Annotated in this window: 14 protein-coding genes and 1 tRNA gene; 7 read left to right on the top strand and 8 right to left on the bottom strand. The window is 73.4% G+C overall.

The features are described 5' to 3' along the window. Positions 1–35: 35 nt before the first annotated feature. Positions 36–668: a hypothetical protein gene (locus AC2RP6_RS24005; RefSeq protein WP_486448068.1), complete on the bottom strand. Its 633-nt coding sequence runs from the start codon at positions 666–668 to the stop codon at positions 36–38. Positions 669–838: 170 nt separating this feature from the next. Then, positions 839–4375: a transcription-repair coupling factor gene (gene mfd / locus AC2RP6_RS24000; RefSeq protein WP_486448067.1), complete on the bottom strand. Its 3537-nt coding sequence runs from the start codon at positions 4373–4375 to the stop codon at positions 839–841. Between the two features lie 241 nt (positions 4376–4616). Here mfd and AC2RP6_RS23995 point away from each other — a divergent pair, with 241 nt between their 5' ends. Beyond that, positions 4617–6068 (top strand): DUF2079 domain-containing protein, encoded by a 1452-nt coding sequence (locus tag AC2RP6_RS23995; protein WP_486448066.1) that lies wholly within the window; start codon positions 4617–4619, stop codon positions 6066–6068. An 88-nt stretch (positions 6069–6156) separates the two neighbouring features. On the opposite strand, the gene AC2RP6_RS23990 is transcribed toward AC2RP6_RS23995, so the two are convergent. Together AC2RP6_RS23990 and AC2RP6_RS23985 are read right to left on the bottom strand one after the other, a co-directional pair. After that, on the bottom strand, positions 6157–8742 hold the full coding sequence (locus tag AC2RP6_RS23990; protein WP_486448065.1) for an ABC transporter permease: 2586 nt from the start codon (positions 8740–8742) through the stop codon (positions 6157–6159). Further along, positions 8739–9515 (bottom strand): ABC transporter ATP-binding protein, encoded by a 777-nt coding sequence (locus tag AC2RP6_RS23985; protein WP_486450425.1) that lies wholly within the window; start codon positions 9513–9515, stop codon positions 8739–8741. Before AC2RP6_RS23985 ends, AC2RP6_RS23990 begins: the two co-directional genes overlap by 4 nt. A 388-nt stretch (positions 9516–9903) precedes the next feature. On the opposite strand from AC2RP6_RS23985, the gene AC2RP6_RS23980 reads away from it, so the two are divergent. Beyond that, on the top strand, positions 9904–11514 hold the full coding sequence (locus AC2RP6_RS23980) for an MDR family MFS transporter (protein WP_486450424.1): 1611 nt from the start codon (positions 9904–9906) through the stop codon (positions 11512–11514). A 76-nt stretch (positions 11515–11590) separates the two neighbouring features. Beyond that, a complete protein-coding gene (locus AC2RP6_RS23975) occupies positions 11591–12427 on the top strand; it encodes a hypothetical protein (protein ID WP_486448064.1) in 837 nt (278 codons plus the stop codon). A gap of 266 nt (positions 12428–12693) precedes the next feature. Here the strand turns inward: AC2RP6_RS23975 and AC2RP6_RS23970 are convergent, their stop codons facing one another. The 3 genes from AC2RP6_RS23970 to AC2RP6_RS23960 form a co-directional block, all read right to left on the bottom strand. Next, on the bottom strand, positions 12694–13566 hold the full coding sequence (locus AC2RP6_RS23970; protein ID WP_486448063.1) for a cellulose-binding protein: 873 nt from the start codon (positions 13564–13566) through the stop codon (positions 12694–12696). Positions 13567–13709: 143 nt separating this feature from the next. Further along, the gene (locus AC2RP6_RS23965) at positions 13710–16322 is read right to left on the bottom strand and encodes an SUKH-4 family immunity protein (protein ID WP_486448062.1); all 2613 of its coding nucleotides are present in this window, start codon (positions 16320–16322) and stop codon (positions 13710–13712) included. A 7-nt stretch (positions 16323–16329) separates the two neighbouring features. Then, the gene (locus tag AC2RP6_RS23960) at positions 16330–17325 is read right to left on the bottom strand and encodes an SMI1/KNR4 family protein (RefSeq protein ID WP_486448061.1); all 996 of its coding nucleotides are present in this window, start codon (positions 17323–17325) and stop codon (positions 16330–16332) included. 230 nt (positions 17326–17555) lie between these two features. On the opposite strand from AC2RP6_RS23960, the gene AC2RP6_RS23955 reads away from it, so the two are divergent. Together AC2RP6_RS23955 and AC2RP6_RS23950 are read left to right on the top strand one after the other, a co-directional pair. After that, a complete protein-coding gene (locus AC2RP6_RS23955) occupies positions 17556–18116 on the top strand; it encodes a YwqJ-related putative deaminase (protein WP_486448060.1) in 561 nt (186 codons plus the stop codon). Between the two features lie 2 nt (positions 18117–18118). Then, a complete protein-coding gene (locus AC2RP6_RS23950; protein WP_486448059.1) occupies positions 18119–18634 on the top strand; it encodes an SUKH-3 domain-containing protein in 516 nt (171 codons plus the stop codon). Positions 18635–18663: 29 nt separating this feature from the next. Here the strand turns inward: AC2RP6_RS23950 and AC2RP6_RS23945 are convergent, their stop codons facing one another. After that, positions 18664–19929, bottom strand: a complete 1266-nt coding sequence (locus tag AC2RP6_RS23945) for a histidine kinase (RefSeq protein ID WP_486448058.1) — start codon at positions 19927–19929, stop codon at positions 18664–18666. Between the two features lie 201 nt (positions 19930–20130). Between AC2RP6_RS23945 and AC2RP6_RS23940 the strand changes: the two genes are divergently transcribed. Both AC2RP6_RS23940 and glmU read left to right on the top strand, forming a co-directional pair. Then, positions 20131–20202: transfer RNA gene (locus AC2RP6_RS23940), tRNA-Gln, on the top strand. Positions 20203–20312: 110 nt separating this feature from the next. Then, positions 20313–21758: a bifunctional UDP-N-acetylglucosamine diphosphorylase/glucosamine-1-phosphate N-acetyltransferase GlmU gene (gene glmU / locus AC2RP6_RS23935; protein ID WP_486448057.1), complete on the top strand. Its 1446-nt coding sequence runs from the start codon at positions 20313–20315 to the stop codon at positions 21756–21758. Positions 21759–21885 lie beyond the last annotated feature (127 nt).

Here is a 21885-nt window from a genome sequence, read left to right as displayed (position 1 = left end):
CGCCAGCTGGTAGCGGTCTCCGATGAGGCGTTCGCTCACTGCTGCGGATCCCGGAAGGCGGTCTGGTTCGGGTCCTGGTGGTGCCCGCCGGGCGGCGGGGTCTGCTTGCGCAGCAGCTCGCTGAGCTCGTCGAGTTCGGCGCGGACCTGCCCGATGCGCGGGGGCGGCGTCGGCTGCGGCGGGACCTGCGGGACGGCGGGCGTCTGGCCGGAGACGACGGTGGGCCCCTGCGAGGCGTGCGGGTAGCCGTAGGACGGCGAGGTCTGCTGCGGGTGGCCGTACGAGGTGGTCTGCCCCGGGTACCAGGGCGCGGGCGCAGCGGCCCTGACGGCCTCGTGGTGCTTGATGTCGGCGACGAGGAAGTACACGCAGATCGCGAAGCCCGTGAAGATCGAGCCACCGGCGCCGAGATTGCCCTGCCAGGCGTTGACGTCGGGCGTCGGGTCCAGCTGGATGAGCGTCATCCAGACGACGGCGAGCACACCGCTGGCCACCAGCAGCGTCCAGTCCCGGGACTTCCGGGTGACCAGCGCCAGCCGCAGCATCGAGCCCCACGCCAGGAAACCGCAGCTCAGAAGGGGCAGCAGCGTGAACACCACGCGCAGTGCCACCACGCTGCCCGAGGTGGACTGGGGGGCGTGCTGCGGCGGAAGGCCGGGGCCGTGCATCGCTGCTCCTGACGGGCCGTGCGGAAGGGGTTTCGGGTCTGAGGGTATACAGCGTTCCCGGCCATCAGTGAGGGGATGCGCGCAACCGTTGCAGGGTCGCAGCACGACCCGCTCCGGCATGCCGGGCGCGGCCGGGGAGCACGCAGCTCCCCGGCCGCGCCCGCGCAGGGTTACGAGCCGAGGATGGTGGTGAGGAACTCTCCGGTCCAGGCCAGCAGTTCGCGGCCCACCACCGGCTTGCCGCCGATCTTGCCCGCCTTGGGGCGCGGGACCAGGATCTGCGAGGTCGCGGGCTTGAGGACCGTGCCCGGATAGAGCCGCTTGAGGCGCAGCTCCTGCGACTCGCGCAACTCCACCGGCCCGAAGCGGACGTTGTTGCCCTGGAGGGTGATGTCCCCGACCCCGCAGGCCCGTGCCAGCATCCGCAGCCCGGCCACCAGCAGCAGGTTCTCCACCGGCTCGGGGAGCTTGCCGTAGCGGTCGGTGAGTTCCTCGCGGACGGCCTTGATGTCCGCCTCGGAGGTGGCCGACGCGATGGACCGGTACGCCTGCAGGCGCAGCCGCTCGCCCGGCGCGTAGTCGTGGGGGACGTGCGCGTCGACCGGCAGCTCGATCTTGACCTCCAGCGGCGGCTCCTCCTCCACCCCGCCGTTCTCGACGGCGGCCCGGTAGTCGGCCACCGCCTCCCCGACCATGCGGATGTACAGGTCGAAGCCGACGCCCGCGATGTGACCGGACTGCTCGCCGCCGAGCAGGTTGCCCGCGCCGCGGATCTCCAGGTCCTTCATCGCCACGTACATGCCGGCGCCCATCTCGGTGTGCTGGGCGATCGTCGCGAGCCGCTCGTGCGCGGTCTCCGTCAGCGGCTTCTCCGGCGGGTACAGGAAGTAGGCGTACCCGCGCTCGCGGCCGCGGCCGACGCGGCCGCGCAGCTGGTGCAGCTGCGACAGGCCGAAGTTGTCGCCGCGCTCCACGATCAGGGTGTTGGCGTTGGAGATGTCGATGCCCGACTCGACGATGGTCGTGGAGACGAGGACGTCGAACTTCTTCTCCCAGAAGTCGACGACGACCTGCTCCAGCGCCTGCTCCGACATCTGGCCGTGCGCCGTCGCGATCCGCGCCTCGGGCACGATCTCGCGCAGCTTGGCCGCGGCCCGGTCGATGGACTCGACCCGGTTGTGGATGTAGAAGCACTGGCCCTCGCGCAGCAGTTCACGGCGGACGGCCGCGCCGATCTGCTTCTCCTCGTAGGGGCCGACGAAGGTGAGCACCGGGTGGCGCTCCTCGGGCGGGGTGGTGATCGTCGACATCTCGCGGATGCCGGTCACCGCCATCTCCAGGGTGCGCGGGATCGGCGTCGCGGACATCGTCAGCACGTCGACGTTGGCCCGCAGCTTCTTCAGCTGCTCCTTGTGCTCCACGCCGAAGCGCTGCTCCTCGTCGACGATGACCAGGCCCAGGTCCTTGAACTTCGTCTCCTGGGAGAACAGCCGGTGCGTGCCGATGACCACGTCCACCGAGCCTTCCCGCAGGCCCTCCAGCGTCGCCTTCGACTCGGTCTCGCTCTGGAAGCGGGACAGCGCCTTCACGTTCACCGGGAATTGGCTGTAGCGCTCGGAGAAGGTCCCGAAGTGCTGCTGCACGAGCAGGGTGGTCGGGACGAGGACGGCGACCTGCTTGCCGTCCTGGACGGCCTTGAAGGCGGCGCGCACCGCGATCTCGGTCTTGCCGTAGCCGACGTCGCCGCAGATCAGCCGGTCCATGGGGACCGACTTCTCCATGTCCTCCTTCACCTCGGCGATGGTGGTGAGCTGGTCGGGCGTCTCCGCGTACGGGAAGGCGTCCTCCAGCTCGCGCTGCCAGGGGGTGTCGGGGCCGAAGGTGTGCCCGGGAGCCGCCATGCGCGCGCTGTAGAGCTTGATGAGGTCGCCGGCGATCTCCTTGACGGCCTTCTTCGCGCGCGCCTTGGTCTTGGTCCAGTCGGCGCCGCCGAGCCGGTGCAGGGTCGGGGCCTCGCCGCCGACGTACTTGGTGACCTGCTCCAGCTGGTCGGTGGGGATGTAGAGGCGGTCGCCGGGCTGGCCGCGCTTGGCGGGGGCGTACTCGACGAGGAGGTACTCGCGGGTGGCGCCCTGCACGGTGCGCTGGACCATCTCGACGTAGCGGCCCACGCCGTGCTGCTCGTGGACGATGTAGTCGCCGGCCTCCAGGGTCAGCGGGTCGATCGTCTTGCGGCGGCGGGTCGGCATCCTGCCGAGGTCCTTGCTCGCGGTCCGCTGCCCGGTCAGGTCGGTCTCGGTGAGCACGGCCAGGCGCAGCGCCGGGTCGACGAAGCCGTTGTCGATCGAAGCGCAGGAGACGTGGACCAGGCCGGGCTCCAGGACGTCCAGGTCGGACTCCAGCCGGGCGGCGATGCCTTCGCCCGCGAGCACCTCGACGGTACGGGCGGCCGGGCCGTGGCCCTCGGTGAGGTAGACGGTGTGCCAGCCGCCGGCGATCCACCCCTTGGTGTCGGCCAGGGCGCGGGCGGTGTCGCCGCGGTAGGCCTCCGGGGCCTGCATGCCCAGCTTGAGGGTGTCGGCGGCCAGGTCGGTGTCGTCCGCGGCGAACGGGGAGATCGACCACCACATCATGTCCAGCTCGCGGGCCCGGTCGCGGACGTCGGCGATGCCGCGCAGCGACGCCGCCCCGACGTCGATGGGCGCGTCGCCGCCGCCCGCGGTGGCCGCCCAGGACGCCATCAGGAACTCCTGGCTGGTGGCGACGAGGTCGGCGGCCCGGGTCCGGACCCGCTCGGGGTCGCAGACGACGGCCATCGCCCCGGCGGGCAGCACGTCGATGAGCAGTTCCATGTCGTCGACCAGGACCGGCGCGAGGGACTCCATGCCCTCCACCGCGATCCCCTCGGCGATCTTGCCGAGCAGTTCGCCGAGTTCCGGGTGGGCCTCGGCGAGGGCCAGGGCCCGCTCGCGCACGGCGTCCGTCAGCAGCAGCTCACGGCAGGGCGGCGCCCACAGGCCGTGCTCGGCGATCTCCAGGGACCGCTGGTCGGCCACCTTGAAGTAGCGGATCTCCTCGACCTCGTCGCCCCAGAACTCCACGCGCAGCGGGTGTTCCTCGGTGGGCGGGAAGACGTCGAGGATGCCGCCGCGGACGGCGAACTCGCCGCGCTTCTCGACGAGCTCGACGCGTGCGTACGCGGCCGCGGCGAGGGCTTCGGTGACCTCGCCCAGATCGGCGCCCGCCCCCTGCCGCAGGCTCACCGGTACGAGCTCCCCCAGGCCCTTGACCTGCGGCTGGAGCACGGACCGGATGGGGGCGACGATCACGCTGACGGGCCCTGCGGCCGGGTCGTCCTTGCTGGGGTGGACCAGGCGGCGCAGTACGGCGAGCCGGCGGCCCATGGTGTCGCTGCGCGGGCTGAGCCGCTCGTGCGGGAGGGTCTCCCAGGACGGGTAGTCGGCCACCTCGTCGGGCGGCAGCAGGGAACGCAGCGCGGCGGCCAGGTCCTCGGCCTCGCGGCCTGTGGCGGTGACGGCCAGCACGGTCCGCCCGGTCCGCCGGGCCAACGCGGCGATCGCGAAGGGACGCGCGGCGGGCGGTCCGACGAGGTCCACGTGCATGCGGTTGCCGTCACCGGCCGCGGTGACCGCCTCGGTGAGGGCGGCGTCCCGGGTGACGGCGTCGAGCAGTCCGTGCAGGCTCATGAGGAGGCTTTCCGTCCGGTGAGATCTGGGGCTGGGGCTGGGATGGGGGCGTGGAGGGGGCAACGCGAAGCACCCGACACGTCGTACGGGCCGGGGGTTCCCACCCTACGACGGCGCCCGCGACGACGCGCGAGGGATTCGGGTCACGGCGCGGGCCCCGACCCACCTCACCCCTGTGACGTTGCTCCCGCTTTACGATGTTGACGTAACCACCGTCTGAGCTCGCCGCGTCCCTGTCCGCATGAGTTCACGCCGAACGGCCGAGGAGCACGAGTCCGTGACGAGCGATGCCATAGCCCGCCCGGCACCGGCCCCCCAGGCCCCGCCCCGGGCGGCCGGGCCGCGCCGGGCCGGACCCTGGCTGGTGGCCTGCGGGCTGTTCCTCGTCTACCTGGTGCTGTCCGTCGGCCGGTTCCGCCGCATGGACTGGGCCTCGTGGGACCTGGGGATCTTCGAGCAGGCGATCCGGGCGTACGCCCACCTCCAGGAGCCCGTCGCCGACCTGAAGGGGCCGGGCGCGAACATCCTCGGCGACCACTTCAGCCCGATCATCGCGCTCGTCGCACCCGTCTACCGGGTCTTCCCCGGGCCGATCACGCTGCTGGTCGTCCAGGCCGCGCTGTTCGCGCTCTCCGCGGTCCCCGTCACCCGGGCGGCCGGGCGCCTGCTGGGCCGGGCCCGCGGGATCGCCGTCGGCGTCGCGTACGGACTGTCCTGGGGCATCCAGCGGGCGGTGGAGTTCGACTTCCACGAGATCGCCTTCGCCGTGCCGCTGCTGGCCTTCGCCCTGGAGGCGGTCCTGGCCCGGCGCTGGCGGGCCGCCCTGCTGTGGGGGCTGCCGCTGGTCCTGGTCAAGGAGGACCTCGGCTTCACGCTGGCCGCCCTGGCCGTCGTGGTGGCCTGGCGCGCCCGCGCGACCGACCGGCGCACCGCCGTGACCGCGCTCGGCGTCGCGGCCGCCGCGTGCGTGTTCGCCGTGCTGGTGTTCACCGTTCTCATACCGGCCTTCGCGACCGACGGCTACGGCTACTGGCACAAGATCGACGGGGAGGGGCCCTTCGCCGGCCTCGGCACCAAGCTGGCCACGCTGGGCTGGGTGCTGATCCCCACCTCCGGGCTGCTCGCCCTGCGCTCCCCGCTGCTGCTGGTCGCCGCGCCCACCCTCGGCTGGCGGTTCCTGTCCGGGGACGACCACTACTGGTCCACCGACTGGCACTACAGCGCCGTCCTGATGCCCGTCGTCGCGCTCGCCCTGGTCGACGCGATCGACACCGTCCGCCGCGGCGACCGGCCCCGGCTGCGCGCCTACGCCCTCCAGATGCCCACGGCGGTGCTCGCCGCCTCCCTCGCCCTGGCCATGACGAGCATGCCGACCGCCAAGCTCACGGAGGCGTCCACCTACGAGAAGCCCGACCGCGTCACCGCGATCGAACGGCTCCTCGACCGGATTCCCGACGGGGCCACCGTGGAGGCGGACACCACCCCGCTGACCCGGCTGACCTCCCGCTGCCGCGTCCTGTGGATCGGCGGCAGCAAGGGCGTCGTACCGGACTGGATCACCCTCGACAACGGCAACAAGTGGGCCGGCGAGGACCCGACCCACTACGCCTCCCAGCTCCACCCCGGCGAGCGCTACACCCTGGTGGGCGAGGCCGGGGGCGTGGTCCTGATGCAGCGCGCCACCACCGGCTGAGCGGGCCCGTACCCCGCCGCGACAAGGGCGCAGGCCCGGGACGCGGTGTCCCGGGCCTGCGCCCACCCCCGTTCGAACGCGGCGCCGGCTACTCGCTCGCGATGGCGTTCAGGACGTTCATCCGGCCGGCCCGGAAGGCCGGGACCAGTGCGGCGAACAGGCCCACGAAGGCCGACGCCGCGAACACCCCGATGATGGTCGGCCACGGGATCTCCAGGACCTTCAGGCCCTCCAGCGCCAGCAGCTGCTGGGCGGTGGCCCCCCAGCCCATGCCCAGCCCGAGGCCGAGCAGGGCGCCGAAGAGGGCGATGACGACCGACTCCAGGCGGATCATGCGGCGCAGCTGGCGGCGGGAGAGGCCGATGGCGCGCATCAGGCCGATCTCGCGGGTCCGCTCGACCACCGACAGGGCGAGGGTGTTCACCACGCCGAGCACCGCGACGACGATCGCGAGGCCGAGGAGGCCGTAGACCATGTTCAGCAGCTGGCCGACCTGGTCCTTCAGGGCCTGCTTGTAGTCGGCCTGGTTGCGCACGACGTACTGCGGGTACTCGCTCAGCGCCTTCTTGACCGACGCGTACGCGGCGGTGTCGGACTGACCGTCCTTCGCGGTGGCCAGCATCATGAAGGGCAGCGGCATCCGGTCCGCAGGGACGTTCGCCCGGGCGGTCTCGGTGCTGACGTACTTCATGCCCTTGTCGAGGTTGCCCTCGTCGCTGGTGATGGCCGCGACCTTCAGCTTGACCGTCTTGCCGCCGGTGAAGGCGACCGTCATCTCGTCACCGGTCCTGATGCCGTGCGCGCTGGCGTAGAGCGAGCCGACCGACATGGAGCCCGCGCCGTAGGCGTCCGCGTGCTCACCGGCGGTCATCTTGCGCCGGATGTCCTTGGCGTACGTCGGGTCCGTCGCGCCGACGTCGGTCTTCTCGGTGCTGCCGTCGGGCGCGGTGAGCGTGACCTCCAGCTGCCGGTAGGCGGTGACGTGGTCGAGGCCGGGGGTGGCGCGCAGCGCCTGCTCGGCCTGCGGCAGGACGGGCTGGCCGGACTCGGAGGCGACGATGTAGTCCGCGCCGACCGACTTGTCGAGCTCGTCGGTCGCGGAGGCCACCATCGAGGAGCCGACCACCGACAGGCAGGCGACCAGCGCGAGGCCGATCATCAGGGCGGCTGCGGTCGCGCCGGTGCGGCGCGGGTTGCGCAGGGCGTTGCGCTCGGCGAGCCGGCCCACCGACCCGAAGGGCCGCAGGACCACGCCGGAGAGCACCCGCACCACGCCCGCGGCGAGCAGCGGGCCGATCACGATGAAGCCGACGAGGGTGAGGACGACGCCCAGTCCCAGCCAGAGGGATCCGGCCGCGGCCTTCTCGGCGGTCGCGGCGAGGTAGAGGCAGGCTCCGCCGACGGCGGTGAGGACCAGGCCGAGGGCGGCGCGGACCCGGCCGGCCTTCTTGTCGCCGGGGCTTCCGGACTCGCGCAGGGCGGCCATCGGGGAGACCTTGCCGGCCCGGCGGGCCGGGACGAAGGCGGAGACGACGGTCACGACGACGCCGAGGACGATGCCGACGACGGGCGTGGTCCAGGCGACCGTCAGGTCGTCGGTGGACAGGTGCATTCCCATCTGGCCCATGAGGGCCATCAGACCCACGGCCAGGCCCACACCCGCGGCGACGCCCAGGACCGAGCCGACCACGCCGAGCAGGAAGGCCTCCACGACCACGGACTTCAGGACCTGCCCGCTGTCGGCGCCGATGGCGCGCATGAGGCCGATCTCCCGGGTGCGCTGGGCGACCAGCATGGAGAAGGTGTTGAAGATCAGGAAGATGCCGACGAGGAAGGCGATGCCGGCGAAGCCGAGCATGACGTACTTCATGACGTCGAGGAAGGCGCCCACGTCCTTGCGGTTGGCGTCCGCGGCCTCCTTGGCGGTCTGGAGCTTGTAGGCGTCCGCCCCGAGGGCGCTCGCGACGTTCGTCTTGAGCTGCTCGTCGCTCACCCCGTCCTTGGCGGTGACGTTGACGTGCGTGAAGGAGTCGGCGGAGCCGAGCAGCGACTTCTGGGCGGTGGCCGTGTCGAAGTAGACGACGGCCGCGCCCGGGTTGGTCACGGTGAAGGCGGCGATACCGGTGATCTTCGCGCGGATGTCGCCGGTGATGGCGATGGTGCGCAGCTCGTCACCGAGCTTCAGGCCGTGCTTCTTCGCGGTGTCGGCGTCGACCATCACCTCGGTGGGGCCGCGCGGCGCCTGCCCCGAGGTGATCTTCATGGACTTCAGCTCGTTGTCGCTCCAGTTGCCCGCGATGGTCGGGGCGCCCGTGGTCGAGCCCATGTTCTCGTTCTGGGCGTTGACCACCGTGACGGCCATCGAGACGACGCCGCCCTCGGCGCTCTTGACGCCCTCGGCCTTCCTGACCTGCTCGACGACCGAGCCCGCCAGCATCTCGGGCTTGCCGCGGTCGGGGGTCTCCTCGCCGCTCTCGGCGGCCTTGGGGCTGACCGTCACGTCGGAGTTGGTGACCGCGAACAGCTTGTCGAAGGTGGTGTTCATGGTGTCGGTGAACACAAGGGTGCCGCAGACGAACGCGACGGAGAGCAGGACCGCGACGGCCGAGAGCGCCATCCGCCCCTTGTGCGCGACGAAGTTGCGCCGCGAGGTCTTCAGGACGGTGTTGCTCATGAGGTCCGCCCGCGCGCGTCGAAGTCCTTCATCCGGTCCAGGACCTGGTCGGCGGTGGGCGCGTGCATCTCGTCGACGATCCGGCCGTCGGCCAGGAAGATGACGCGGTCGGCGTAGGACGCGGCCACGGGATCGTGGGTGACCATGACGATGGTCTGGCCGAGCTCGTCCACCGAACGGCGCAGGAAGCCGAGGACCTCGGCGCCCGCACGGGAGTCCAGGTTTCCGGTCGGCTCGTCACCGAAGATGATCTCGGGGCGGGCGGCGAGGGCACGGGCCACGGCCACCCGCTGCTGCTGGCCGCCGGACAGCTCGGTCGGCCGGTGCTTGAGCCGGCCGGCCAGGCCCACCGTCTCCACCACCCGGTTCAGCCACTCCGCGTCGGGCCTGCGGCCCGCGATGTCCATGGGGAGCGTGATGTTCTCCAGGGCGTTGAGCGTGGGCAGCAGGTTGAAGGCCTGGAAGATGAAGCCGATCCGGTCGCGGCGCAGCCGCGTGAGCTTCTTGTCCTTCAGCCCGGTGATCTCGGTGTCGTCCAGGTGGATCTGCCCGCTGGTCACCGTGTCGAGGCCGGCGAGGCAGTGCATCAGCGTGGACTTGCCGGAGCCGGAGGGGCCCATGATCGCGGTGAACTGGCCGCGCATGATGTCCACGTCCACCTCGTCGAGGGCGACGACACGCGTCTCCCCGGAGCCGTAGGCCTTGACGACCTTCCGCGCCCGGGCCGCGACGGCAGCATGCCCTCCAGTACCCCCGTGCCTGGTTTCGGTCATTGCCGTTGTCACGGTCTGTCTCCTTCTTCGCAATGCGTGCGTGTGCGTGTCCGTGCGTGCGTGTTCCGCCGGGACGAGTCTCCGGCGGCGGGGCCCTGCGGCGCGCTGGTGCCCGTAGCCGTATCCACCCGGGGGTTAACCCCACCCGGCCCCCCGGTTCGTATGCTCCAGTCAAGAAGACGCCGCGCGCCGCCACCTCCTCCGCCGGGAGGAAACGCCCCTGGCCCGTAGTGCGGAGGGACCCCTAGGGGTTGTCCGCCCTTCGGACGACACGGCCTGGGGGATACCGCCCGCCGGGAGGCGGTGAGATGGTGTCACCCGCAACTACGTGCAGGGGGAAGGAATCTCGGTGCCGGCAGCGGACAGCACGGACGCGGGCCCGGACGGCATACCCGCCGGGCCGGCGGGCGCCGCCCCGGGTGCCGCCGTTCCGGCCACGGACGGTACGGCCGGCGGGGCCGCCGGCCCGGGGACGGACACGGCGGGCGGCGGCACGGACCGGCCGGGGGGACGTCCCGCGACCCCCGTGGTCGCCTCCCTGATGCTCGGCATGGCCCTCGTCGCCCTCGACAGCACCATCGTGGCCACCGCCGTCCCGCAGATCGTCGGCGACCTCGGCGGCTTCTCCGTCTTCTCCTGGCTCTTCTCCGGCTACCTGCTCGCCGTCACCGTCACCCTGCCGGTCTACGGCAAGCTGTCCGACACCTTCGGCCGCAAGCCCGTCCTGCTCTTCGGCATCGCCCTCTTCCTCCTCGGCTCGCTGCTGTGCGCGTCCGCCTGGAACATGGCCGCCCTCATCGCCTTCCGCATCGTCCAGGGCCTGGGCGGCGGCGCCCTCCAGGGCACCGTCCAGACCCTGGCCGCCGACCTGTACCCGCTCAAGGAACGCCCGCGGATCCAGGCCCGCATGTCCAGCGTCTGGGCCACCTCGGCCGTGGCCGGCCCCGCCCTCGGCGGACTGCTCGCCTCCTACGCGCACTGGCGGTGGATCTTCCTGATCAACCTGCCGCTGGCCGCCCTCGCCCTGTGGATGATCACCCGCCACCTGACCGAGCCCGTACGCTCCCCCGGCCGCCGCGGCCCGGTCGACTGGGCGGGCGCCCTGGGCGTCTTCTGCTGCGGCGGCCTGCTGCTCTTCGCGCTCGTCCAGGGCGGGGTCGCCTGGCCCTGGCTGTCCGCGCCCTCCCTGGGCCTGCTCGGCGCGAGCGCCGTCCTGGCCGCCGTGGTCGTCCGGGTGGAACGCCGGGCGGAGGAACCGATCCTTCCCGGCTGGGTGTGGCGCCGGCGCACCATCGCCGCCGTCAACCTGGCCATGGGCGCGCTCGGCCTGCTGATGGTCGCCCCGATGGTCTTCATGCCGACGTACGCCCAGTCCGTCCTGGGCCTCGGTCCCGTAGGCGCCGGACTCGTCATGTCCGTCATGACCCTGAGCTGGCCCGTCACCGCCGCCCTCAGCCAGCACGTCTACCGGCGCATCGGCTTCCGCAACAGCGCGGCGGTCGGCATCGGCCTCGCCGCGGTGGTCCTGTACTCCTTCACCCTGCTGCCCCACCCCACCCGGCCCTGGCAGCCCGCCCTGATCATGCTGCTGCTCGGTGCCTCGCTCGGCCTCTTCCAGCTCCCGCTGATCGTCGGGGTCCAGTCCACCGTGGGCTGGGCCGAACGCGGCACGACCACCGCCTCGGTGCTCTTCTGCCGCCAGGTCGGCCAGAGCGTGGGCGCCGCCCTGCTCGCCGCCGTCGCCAACGCCACCATCGCCGCCCGCCTGGCGGACGCCCCCGTCGCGGGACTACCGCGTCACCTGGACGACGTGGCCAAGGCCCTGGAACACCCGGACCTGCTCCCCCGGGCCGCCGCCGACCACCTGCGCGGGGCCGTGGCCGCCGCGGTGGAACACATCTTCCTCGGGGCGACGGCGGCGGCCGTGGCCGCGCTGCTGGTCCTGCTCCTGGTGGCGCCCAGGCGGTTCCCCGTCCTCCCCGAACTGCGCGACGACTGACGCCCGTCGTGTCGCCTTGTCATGGCCAGAGCAGTCGGCGACCCTCGTACGCAGCACCGTCATCCGGGGGGACACCATGGCATCCGCACTGCTCGCACTGCTGTTACTGGTCGCGCTGGCCGGCCCGGTCTGCCTGCGGCTGATCCGCCACCCGGCCTTCATCACCGGCCGCGACGGCCGCCTCTCCACCTCCACCGCGCTCGCCCTGGCCTGGACGGTGATCCTGGTCTGGCTGCTGCTCGCCGTCCTGGGCTACGGCCTCACCGCCGGCGGCGGAGTGACCTACTTCCGCGGCTCCGACGGCCCGTTGTCCACCCTGACGACGGTGTACCTGCCGCTGCTCGGCGGCCCGTACGTGGCGCTGATCGCCGCCAAGATCGTCGTCGGCCTGCGCGTGGAGCACGGCAGCCTGGCCAAACCGGCCGCCCCGCCGACCCCGTCGGGCCGCCGCCCGCTGCGGGAGCTCATCGCGAACGACAGCGGCCGCACCGACCTCGTCGACCTCCAGTACGTCACGCTCAGCGCGATCACGATGCTCTACGTCGTCCTCTTCTTCCTCGCCGACGTGGGCGCCGGCCTGCCCCGCCTGCCCGAGGAGATCTGGGCCCTGACGGGCGCACCGGCGGGCGCGTACCTCGTCAACAAGGTGGCCACCCGCGCCAACCCGGTGATCACCGGCGCCTCCGTCTCCGGCGACCGCCTCACGGTCGAGGGCGGCGGCTTCGCCGATGCCCGCCTCACCGTCGACGGCGCCCCCGTGCCCACCGAGACCGATCCCCTGACGGGCGCCCTGACCGCCCCCCTCCCGCCCCGGGCCCACCCGCCGCTCACCCTGGTGGTCACCGCCCGCGGGCTGCGCAGCGACCCGTACTGCTACGAGCCCGCCACGATCCCGGCCCAGCAGCCCGGGTGACCGCGACGGCACTCCCGCGGCCCGGCCCCCGGGACGGCTGAGGCCAGTCCTCGTCGTGGCGGGCGTCGTAGCGGGCCACGCGGGCTCCGGCGCCTCGGACTCCGGCGCCTCGGACTCCGGCGACGCGGACTCCGGCGACGCACCGGCGGCGGCGCGGGTGCGCGGAGAGGAACAGCAGCGCGCAGTCGTGGACCTCGCCCTCCCGCCCCTGGCCGGCCTGCGGGCCCGTCAGCAGTTCCGCGACCGCGTCCGCCCGTTCGGCCGCCTCAGCCCTCCGCCGGGGCTCGCCCCGTCAGCGACGACAGGCTCGCCTTCACATGGGCCATGTGTGCCCGCATCTCCTCCTGGGCCTCCGCGTGCTCGCGCAGCACCCGCTCCGTCTCCCGTGCGATCCGCTCCTGAGCCACCCTCGCCCGCGCCACCGACTCGGCGCCCCGGGCCTCCGCGTCCTCCTGCCCGTGCCGCGCCGCCTCCTCCGCCTCCGCGTACCCCCGCCGCGCCTCCGCCAGCACGGCCTCCGCGCACCGCTCCGCCTCCGCGTGCCGCGCGTCCGCCTCGGCCTCCCGCGCCGCCGACTCCCGGCCGGCCGCCTCCCAGCGCTCCCCCTGCTCCCGCTCCCGCTCCACCCGGGCCGCCTCCGCCCGCCGCCGCACCTGCGCCAGTGCCGCCGCCGCGTCCGCCCGCCACCCGTCCGCGTCCTGACGGGCCTCCGCCCGCAGGTCGTCCGCCTCCCGCTCCGCCCGCGACAGGCCCTGCCGCGCGCGGACCTCGGTCTGCTCCCGCACCGCCTCCGCGTCGTCGCGCGCCAGTTCCGCCACCCGCTCGGCCCGCGCGCCGGCCGCGTCCAGGGTCGCGGCCGCGTCCGCCCGCGCCTCCGCCCGTACGGACTGCGCCTCCTCCTCCGCCAGCAGCAGGATCCGCCGGGCCCGTACGCCCAGCTCGTCGTACGTCTGCGGGGCGAGACGGGCGACCACCTCGCGCAGGCGTGCCGCCTCCGCCTCCATCTGCTTGGCCAGGACCGTCAGCCGCGCCACCCGCTCCCAGGCCTCGTCGCGGCTCCCGGAGAGCCGGGCGAGATACCGGTCGACCTCTTCGATGCGGTAGCCGCGACCTCGCACGGTCGCAATGGGTGCACTCATCCTGGATGCGCCTCTCTCGCGGGGATTCCCGTCAAGGATGCGCCATTTGCTCCCTGAAGCCCGAATGGCCGGGCCGAGGCCCCCTTCGAGGGGTCCCGACCCGGCCACTCACGCCGAGCACCTCACGTCGCCTCAGACGGCCGTCACAACAACCCGTCCCACATCTGCTCCAGCAGCACCGACCACCAGCTCTCCGGCGACGCCAGCGCCGCACTGTCCAGCCCCGCCAGATTCGCCTGGAAGTCGACGGTCCAGCGTCCCGCCTGCTCCGGCGTCAGATGCTGCCGCAGCCGCCACATGTGACCGAGCATCGCCATCGAGCGCACGAACTGCGGCAGGCTCGAGTTGACGAACTGCGGGGGCACCGGCGCACCTCCCGGACCACCCTCCACCGGCACCGCCACGATGTGCGCGGTCCCGTACTGCACGCACAGCGCCTTGCCGAAGTCGCTGCCGATCACGAGGTACGAGCCCGCGTCCGTCGCCGGCTGCACCTGCCGCTGCCCCGCCAGCTCGGCCAGCGTCGGCACCGGCTGCCCCGGCACCGCCTGCGCCCAGAAGAACGGCCCGAAATCGACCGGCAGCCCCGCCCACATCAGCGTCTGCGCCACGATCTCCGGCACGCCCTGGCGGGACACCGCCCGCTGGTCGAACCGGAACACGCCCTGCGGGCCGAACGCCGCCGCCAGCTCCTGCCCGATGGCCTCCAGCGGGATCGCCTGCTGCAGCGGGACCTGCGGCAGCGGCGCGCGCACCGGCGCCGGCCGCGCCGGACCGTCGGCGACCTGGTGCAGCTCGCCCTGGTGGGTGAGCAGGTGCCGCATGCCCTGCTGACGGCCCGCGTGGTCCTGCCCGTACGGGGCGACGCTCGTGATCCGCACCTGCGGCCACGTCTCCCGGATCATCCGGGCGCAGTAACCGCCGGGCAGCTCACAGGACTCCAGCTCGGTGTGCAGCTCCAGCACCTGCTGCGGCGGCACGTTCATCGCGCGCAGCTCGTAGAGGATCTGCCACTCCGGGTGCGGGGTACCGGGCGCCGAGCGGCGGATGAGCTGCTGCTCGGAGCCGTCGGGAGCGCGGTAGCGCAGCACCGCCTGGTAGCCGGGGCCGACCGTGGGCGCACCCGTCGGGGCCTGCGGCTGCGCCGCGGGCCCACCGGGCGGCGGACCGGGAGGGCCGGGAGGCTGGGGTACGCCGGGACCCGCGAGCATGGTCGCGGCGTGGTCGAGCCCGCCACCGGGAGCCCCGGGCGCACCGGGAGCCCCCGGCGGACCGGGGGGCTGGGGTACGCCGGGACCCGCGAGCATGGTCGCGGCGTGATGGGCCCCGCCACCGGGGGCCCCGGGCGGACCGGGCGGGCCGGGAGGCTGCGGCGCACCGGCCCCGGGAGCACCGGGCGGACCCGGAGGCGCCGGAGGCTGACCCGTCACGGCCGGACCGGCCAGCATCGTCGCGGCATGGTCGAGCCCACGGCCCAGCGACCCGGGGGCCCCGGGCGGACCGGGCGGACCGGGAGGCTGCGGCGCACCGGCCCCGGGAGCACCGGGCGGACCCGGAGGCGCCGGAGGCTGACCCGTCACGGCCGGACCGGCCAGCATCGTCGCGGCATGGTCGAGCCCACGGCCCAGCGACCCGGGGGCCCCGGGCGGACCGGGCGGGCCGGGCGGACCGGGGGGCTGCGGCGCACCGGCCCCGGGAGCACCGGGCGGGCCCGGAGGCGCCGGAGGCTGACCCGTCACGGCCGGACCGGCCAGCATCGTCGCGGCGTGATCGAGCCCGCCACCGGGAGCACCGGGGGCCCCGGGCGGGCCGGGGGGCGTCGACGGCTGCCCCGCACCCGGAGCGTCCGCGGCGCCGGGCCGCGGGACACGGGCCTTGCTGGTCGGCGCGTCGGCGATGTCCTGCGACGCCGAGTCCGGCGCGGGCGGGTCCAGGGCGGGCACGATCGCGGTCCTCGGCAGCTGGCTGCCCCCGGGCATCAGCGTCGTCTTCGCCTCGGAGGCCACCGAGGAGGACGCCGGGGCGTCGTCCAGGTCCGACCCGGACAGCGGCGGCGCGAACACGGTCGCCGGAAGCGGCACGGACGCGTCGTCGGTGCCGTTCACATCGGTCCCCGCCCACGGCGTGGCCCCGGTCGGCACGGCCGCCGCGGGCGTCGCCGGGACCCCGTCGTTGGCCGTCGGCTCGTACGGGATCTCACCACCGCGACGCAACGGCACCGCGTCCGCGGCGCCCGGCACCTCGGCGGGAGACCCGACCGGCCCGGACTCCGCGGCAGGCGCCGGCGCCGACGCGGAAGCCGAGCCGGAACCGGAGCCGGAGCCGGAGTCCGCGCCGGAGCCCGGGTCCGCGCCCGCAGCCGCGGCCGGCGTGCGCGGGATCCCCGCGCGGTCCGCCGCCTCCTGCAGCCACTCCGGCGGGCTCAGCATGAACGACGTCTGCTCCGAGTCGATCCGCGGCGGCGGAACCGAAGCCTCCGAGGGCGGTGTCGCGGCCGCGGCCCCGTACTCCTCCTCGTACCGGCGGATCACCTCACCCACCGGCAGTCCCGGCCACAGCGTGACCTCGCCGCTGTCCCGGGCGATGACCAGCCGCTGCCGGCCGCCCCCCGACACCGGGCCCGCCGCCCGGTCCTCCGCCCACACCACGAACCCGAGCCCGAACTCCCGTACGCGCACCTCCCGGTGCTGGTAGGCGGGCACGTCCCCGTTGATCCACTCCTCGGCGCGCTCCTGCGCCTGCGCAAACGTCACCATCGCGCCGTCACCCCTCATCCGAACCGGTGCGCGCCACCGGAACCGAACGCGCGAATCCGCCGTCCACCATCAGACCGGCCACCGTCTCCAGTTCCGGCGGGTTACCCGCCAACCGCTCCAGAAAGGCGTCGAAATCAACGCCGCACGGCAGCAACAGCCGCTCCACGCGCTCCTGCACCGACCATCCGTCCCGGTCGCGTGCGTCGTCGTAGGGGGAGAACCACACCGATCCGATGTCCTCGCCCTTGACCTTCAGCGCGAGCAGACCGCCCTGCGCGAAGGCCACGCACAGGTAGTCCTTCGTGAGGTGGTCGCGCAGGCACTTGTTGACGTACACGAGGTCGTTGATCGCGGCCTCCTCACGCACCGTGAAGAACGGCTGGTCGACCAGGACGCCCAGGTCCACGTCCAGACCGGCGCCCACCGGCGCGCAACCGCCCGCGGCCTTCAGGAACGAGCGGTACGCCTCGGGCAGCCGGTAGCCGAGGTCCTCCTCGACCCCCTGGACCTGCTCCTCACCGACCGACACCACCGTCTTCGGCAGGCCCATGTGCGCCGGGCGCACCTCCTGCAGCGGCCGCGTCCCGCGCTTGTCGTGGTCCACCGGAGCCGTCGCCAGGCCCGCGTGGTGCCGCAGCAGTGCCTTCACCTCGACGGGGACCAGCTCCATGCGCCGCGAACCGGCCACGTGGTGCCAGGTCCAGCCGTGCGGGGTGGCCACCGGTCCGACCGTGTCCCACAGCTCGTGCCCCGCGGCCTTCATCGCCGCGTTCGCGGACACGTAGTCGGTCAGCCGCAACTCGTCCACGCCGAAGCCCTCGGGCGGCTCGGCGATCTCCACCGCCGCGCGGGCGTAGGCGGAGAAGTCCGGATACCCGTCGCCGTCCATCCGCACTCCGTGGGGATGCCGAGCGGCCCGGACCGGGTCCGGGAAATGCACGACCTGCCCCGAGTAAGCGGCGTTGGGTGGCGCGGCCTGCTGCCCGAGCCGACCTGTCGTCATGGCGGTAGCCCCCTGCTGGATCTGGCTGGTTCACCACAGCCTATGCGCTGGCACAAGAGGCTCCCCCGCCCGCGACCCGCACACCAGCCCGAGGGCCGGGAACATCCGAATTGATACGAAAATTCGACCCCGCTTCCGTATGACAGATGACATTTGGCAGGCTGTCCCCGCAGCACGGGGGCGTGCGCGCAAGCGGTCACCACCGCCGCCACGGGAGGGAAAGCGCGACCATGCAGAACACGGCAACACGTACGGATCCGGGCGACGGCACCGCCGGAGCGGCCGGCACACTAGCCGAAGCGGGCGGCCCCGCCGGGGACCCACGCCTGCGCTGGAGCAGCAGCGACGGCCGGCCCGTGCCACCCGTCCTGCGCTTCCGCCGGGACGGCATCCTGCCCACCGTCGCCGCCGCCCTCTCCGTACGCGGCGAGACCCTGACCGGTACCGCCGGCAAGGCCGACCAGCCGCCCACGCTCCACCCGCTCGTCCAGGACTTCCTGGACACCCTGACCAGCGGCCAGCGCGAACGTTTCACCGGCCGATGTCCCGAGGCGATACTGCTGTCGCGCCACCTGGCCGCCGTCGAGGGCGCCCGCTCCCGGCGCGCGTCCCGCAAACCCCTCTCGCCCAGCGAGGCACGCCGCTCCCTCAAGCACGCGAAGATCACCGCACGGCGCATCCGCGAGGACGGCGACCCCCTCCACGGCAGCTACGCGCCCCCCTGCCGCTCCTGCGACGCCCTCCTCGCCCACTTCGGCGTACGCTCCGTCGACCTCACCCCAGCCGAGTAGCCATGACGACCACCTCCGCCTCCTACGACCGCTCCTCGACCACCCGCTTCCCGGTCGCGGTGGACTCCGCGCTGCGGACCGCCGGGTGGGAACCCGGCCGCTGGGACATCAAGCAGGCCGAGTACTGGGCCGACGCCCTGCGGGACCACACCACCCCCGCGGGTCACCGGCACACGGTGTTCCCCGCCGCCGTCGAGGCCTGGGCCGAGTTCGGCGGCCTCACCGTCGCCGCCCCCGGCCCGGGCCGTCAGATCGCCCCGGTCCCGGTGCGCATCGACCCCCTCACCGGGCTGCACCTCGCGCGCACCTTCGCCGATCTGGGCCGGGCCCTGTCCACGCAGCTCTGCCCGCTCGGGGTCGAGGCCGACGGGGAGTCCCACCTCGCGCTCGACCGCGAGGGCCGCGTCTACGGCATCGACCACACAGGCGACTGGTACCTCGGCCCCACCGTCGACGATGCCCTCACCCTCCTCCTGACGGGCCTCCAGCCCCCTCGCCTCGCGCTCCCGCCGGGGTGACGGCCGAGGCTCCGGCCCCGGCCGAGGGGTCAGCGCAGGGGGAGGACCGCCGAGACGCGGAAGCCGCCCGCGTCCGTCGGGCCCGACACGAAGACCCCGCCCAGCCCGAGCACCCGCTCCCGCATCCCGACCAGCCCGTTCCCCCCGCTCGGGAGGCCGACCCCGTCCGCCGGCCCCTCGCACGGGCCGTTCTCCACCTGCATCGCCACCTCGCCGTCGCGGTGCGCGAGCCGCACCACGACCCGCGCCCCCGGAGCGTGCTTGTGGCAGTTCGTGAGCGCCTCCTGCACCACGCGGTACGCCGTCTGCTCCACCTCCGCCGCGTAGTCCTCGCCCGCGCCCTGGACGATCATCTCCACGACCATCCCGGCCGCCCGCGACTGCCCGACCAGGGCTTCCAGCTCGGCCAGCGAAGGCCCCTCCTCCGGGCCGCCCGCGAGCGCGGCCGGGCCCGCCGTCGCCACGGCCGCGGCCACGGCGGCCACGGCCGGCTTGGGCGCCGCCCGCAGCACGCCGAGCATCTCCCGCAGCTCCGTGAGCGCCTGCCGCCCCATGTCCCCCACCAGTGCGGCGTTCTTCGCCGCCCGGGCCGGGTCCTTGGCCGCGACCGCCTCCAGCGCGGCCGCGTGCACCACCATCAGCGAGACCCGGTGGGCGACCACGTCGTGCATCTCCCGCGCGATCCGGGTCCGCTCCTCCGTACGGGCCCACTCGGCCCGCTCCTCCGCCCGGTCCGCCAGCAGCGACAGCTCCCGCTCCAGCGAGTCGGCCCGCTCCTGCAGGCTCTCCATCAGCCGCCGCCGGGCGCCGATGTAGAGCCCGAGCAGCACCGGCGGCACGGTCAGGGCGATCGCGACGAAGCCGGACAGGGCGACCACGAGCGCCGGATCGGCCTCCACGTCGCCGCGCGTCTTCAGGTACATGACGATGAAGGTCGCGACGAGCGACATCGACGCGAGCCCGGCGATGATCCGCCGCGGCACCTCGGACGAGGCGAGCGTGTACATGCCCGCCACCGACAGCAGGAACCCCATCTCGGCCGGCGCCACGGCGATCCCCACGAGCACCACCGCGATCGGCCATCGCCGGCGCAGTACGAGCGTGGCCCCCACCACGGCCCCGAACAGCACCCCGGCGGCCGTGGGGATCCCGGCCTCGCGCGCGAAGCCGATCCCCTCCCACGCGCACTCGGCGGCGGACAGCGCGGTCAGCGCCAGGTCCACCGCGACGTCCCGCCTCCGCGTCCACCACAAAGGCGGCCCGGCAAGGCCTTGCTCTTCCCCCGTACTGGTCATGCCGTCCAGCGTACGCAGGCGCCCCTACAGACCACCGACAGCGACAACTCCCGCAGCGCGGGCCACGGGTGCCGCGGTACGCGTACGGCACGGCGCGGCACGGCACCGATCTTTACCGTCGCGTCCAGGGGCGCCGGTGCGGCATAGTAGGTGCCGTCGGCTCGACCACAGTGAAGTAATGTCCGGTTCAGTCGCACATAGTCCCCTGTGGTGTAATTGGCAGCACTGAGGCTTTTGGTGCCTTATGTCCGGGTTCGAGTCCTGGCGGGGGAGCTGTCGCACGTTCGGGTCCTGACCATCGCGGTCGGGACCCGGCTTCGTTTCGGGCCCCCGGCCCCCCGGTATCCTTCACGGGTCCACCCCCGAAGCCGAAGGGCACACCCGTGAGCGCCAACCGCCCGGCAGCCGTCGTCGTACTCGCAGCGGGTGAAGGCACCCGCATGAAGTCGGCCACACCCAAGGTCCTGCACGAGATCTGCGGGCGCTCGCTCGTCGGTCACGTGGTCGCCGCCTCCCGCGAGCTGGACCCCGAACACCTCGTCGTGGTCGTCGGGCACGCCCGGGAGCAGGTCACCGCGCACCTGGCCGGCATCGACGCCGACGTCCGCACCGCCGTCCAGTACGAGCAGAACGGCACCGGCCACGCCGTCCGCATGGCCCTCCAGGAGCTCGGCGGGCCCGTCGACGGCACCGTGATCGTCGTCTGCGGCGACACCCCGCTGCTGACCGGGGAGACCCTGGACCGGCTGGCGCGGACGCACGCCGCCGACGGCAACGCCGTCACCGTGCTCACCGCCGAGGTGCCCGACTCCACCGGCTACGGCCGCATCGTGCGCGACGCCGGGGGCGCCGTGACCGCCATCGTCGAGCACAAGGACGCCACCGACTCCCAGCGCGCGATCCGCGAGATCAACTCGGGCGTCTTCGCCTTCGACGGGGCCCTCCTGGCCGACGCGCTCGGCAAGGTCCGCACCGACAACAGCCAGGGCGAGGAGTACCTCACCGACGTGCTCGGCATCCTGCGCGAGGCCGGGCACCGGGTCGGCGCGGCCGTGGGCAGCGACCACCGCCAGATCCTGGGGATCAACAACCGCGTGCAGCTCGCCGAGGCGCGCGCGCTGCTGAACGCGCGCCTGCTGGAGCAGGCCATGCTCGCCGGCGTGACGGTCGTGGACCCCGCCAGTACCTTCGTGGACGTGACGGTCACCTTCGGGCAGGACGCGGTCGTGCACCCCGGCACCCAGCTCCTGGGCGCCACGCACATCGCCGAGGGCGCCGAGGTGGGCCCCAACACCCGGCTGCGGGACACCCGGGTCGGTGCGGGAGCCCGCGTGGACAACACGGTGGCCGAGAGCGCGGTCGTGGGCCCGCAGGCGAGCGTGGGGCCGTTCGCGTACCTGCGTCCGGGGACGACCCTCGGGGCGAAGGCGAAGGCCGGTACGTACGTCGAGATGAAGAACGCGACGATCGGCGAGGGCACCAAGGTGCCGCACCTGTCGTACGTGGGAGACGCCACGATCGGCGAGTACACGAACATCGGCGCCGCGAGCGTCTTCGTGAACTACGACGGTGAGCACAAGCACCACACCACCGTCGGCTCGCATTGCAAGACGGGGTCGGACAACATGTTTGTGGCACCCGTCACCATCGGGGACGGGGCCTACACGGCCGCCGGATCCGTGATCACGAAGGATGTGCCGCCCGGCGCACTGGCCGTGGCCCGCGGCCAGCAGCGGAATATCGAGGGCTGGGTGGCTCGCAAGCGTCCGGGAAGTGCCGCCGCCACCGCGGCGCAGTCGGCGGCCTCGGAGGACTCCGAGCGCCCCTGAGGTGAACTGACCGGAAACAGGTACGTCTCGAACGGCGTACCGTGATAGGTGCACGCAATTCGGCTGGCTCACCGTGTGCGGGACGGACGCACATGGGGGCGAGCAGCTTCAACACGTCTGAGGAGAC

It is taken from the genome of Streptomyces sp. WAC03905 (assembly GCF_057371075.1).
Note: the sequence above shows the minus strand (reverse complement) of the source record. Positions and strands in the feature narration are given on the sequence as shown.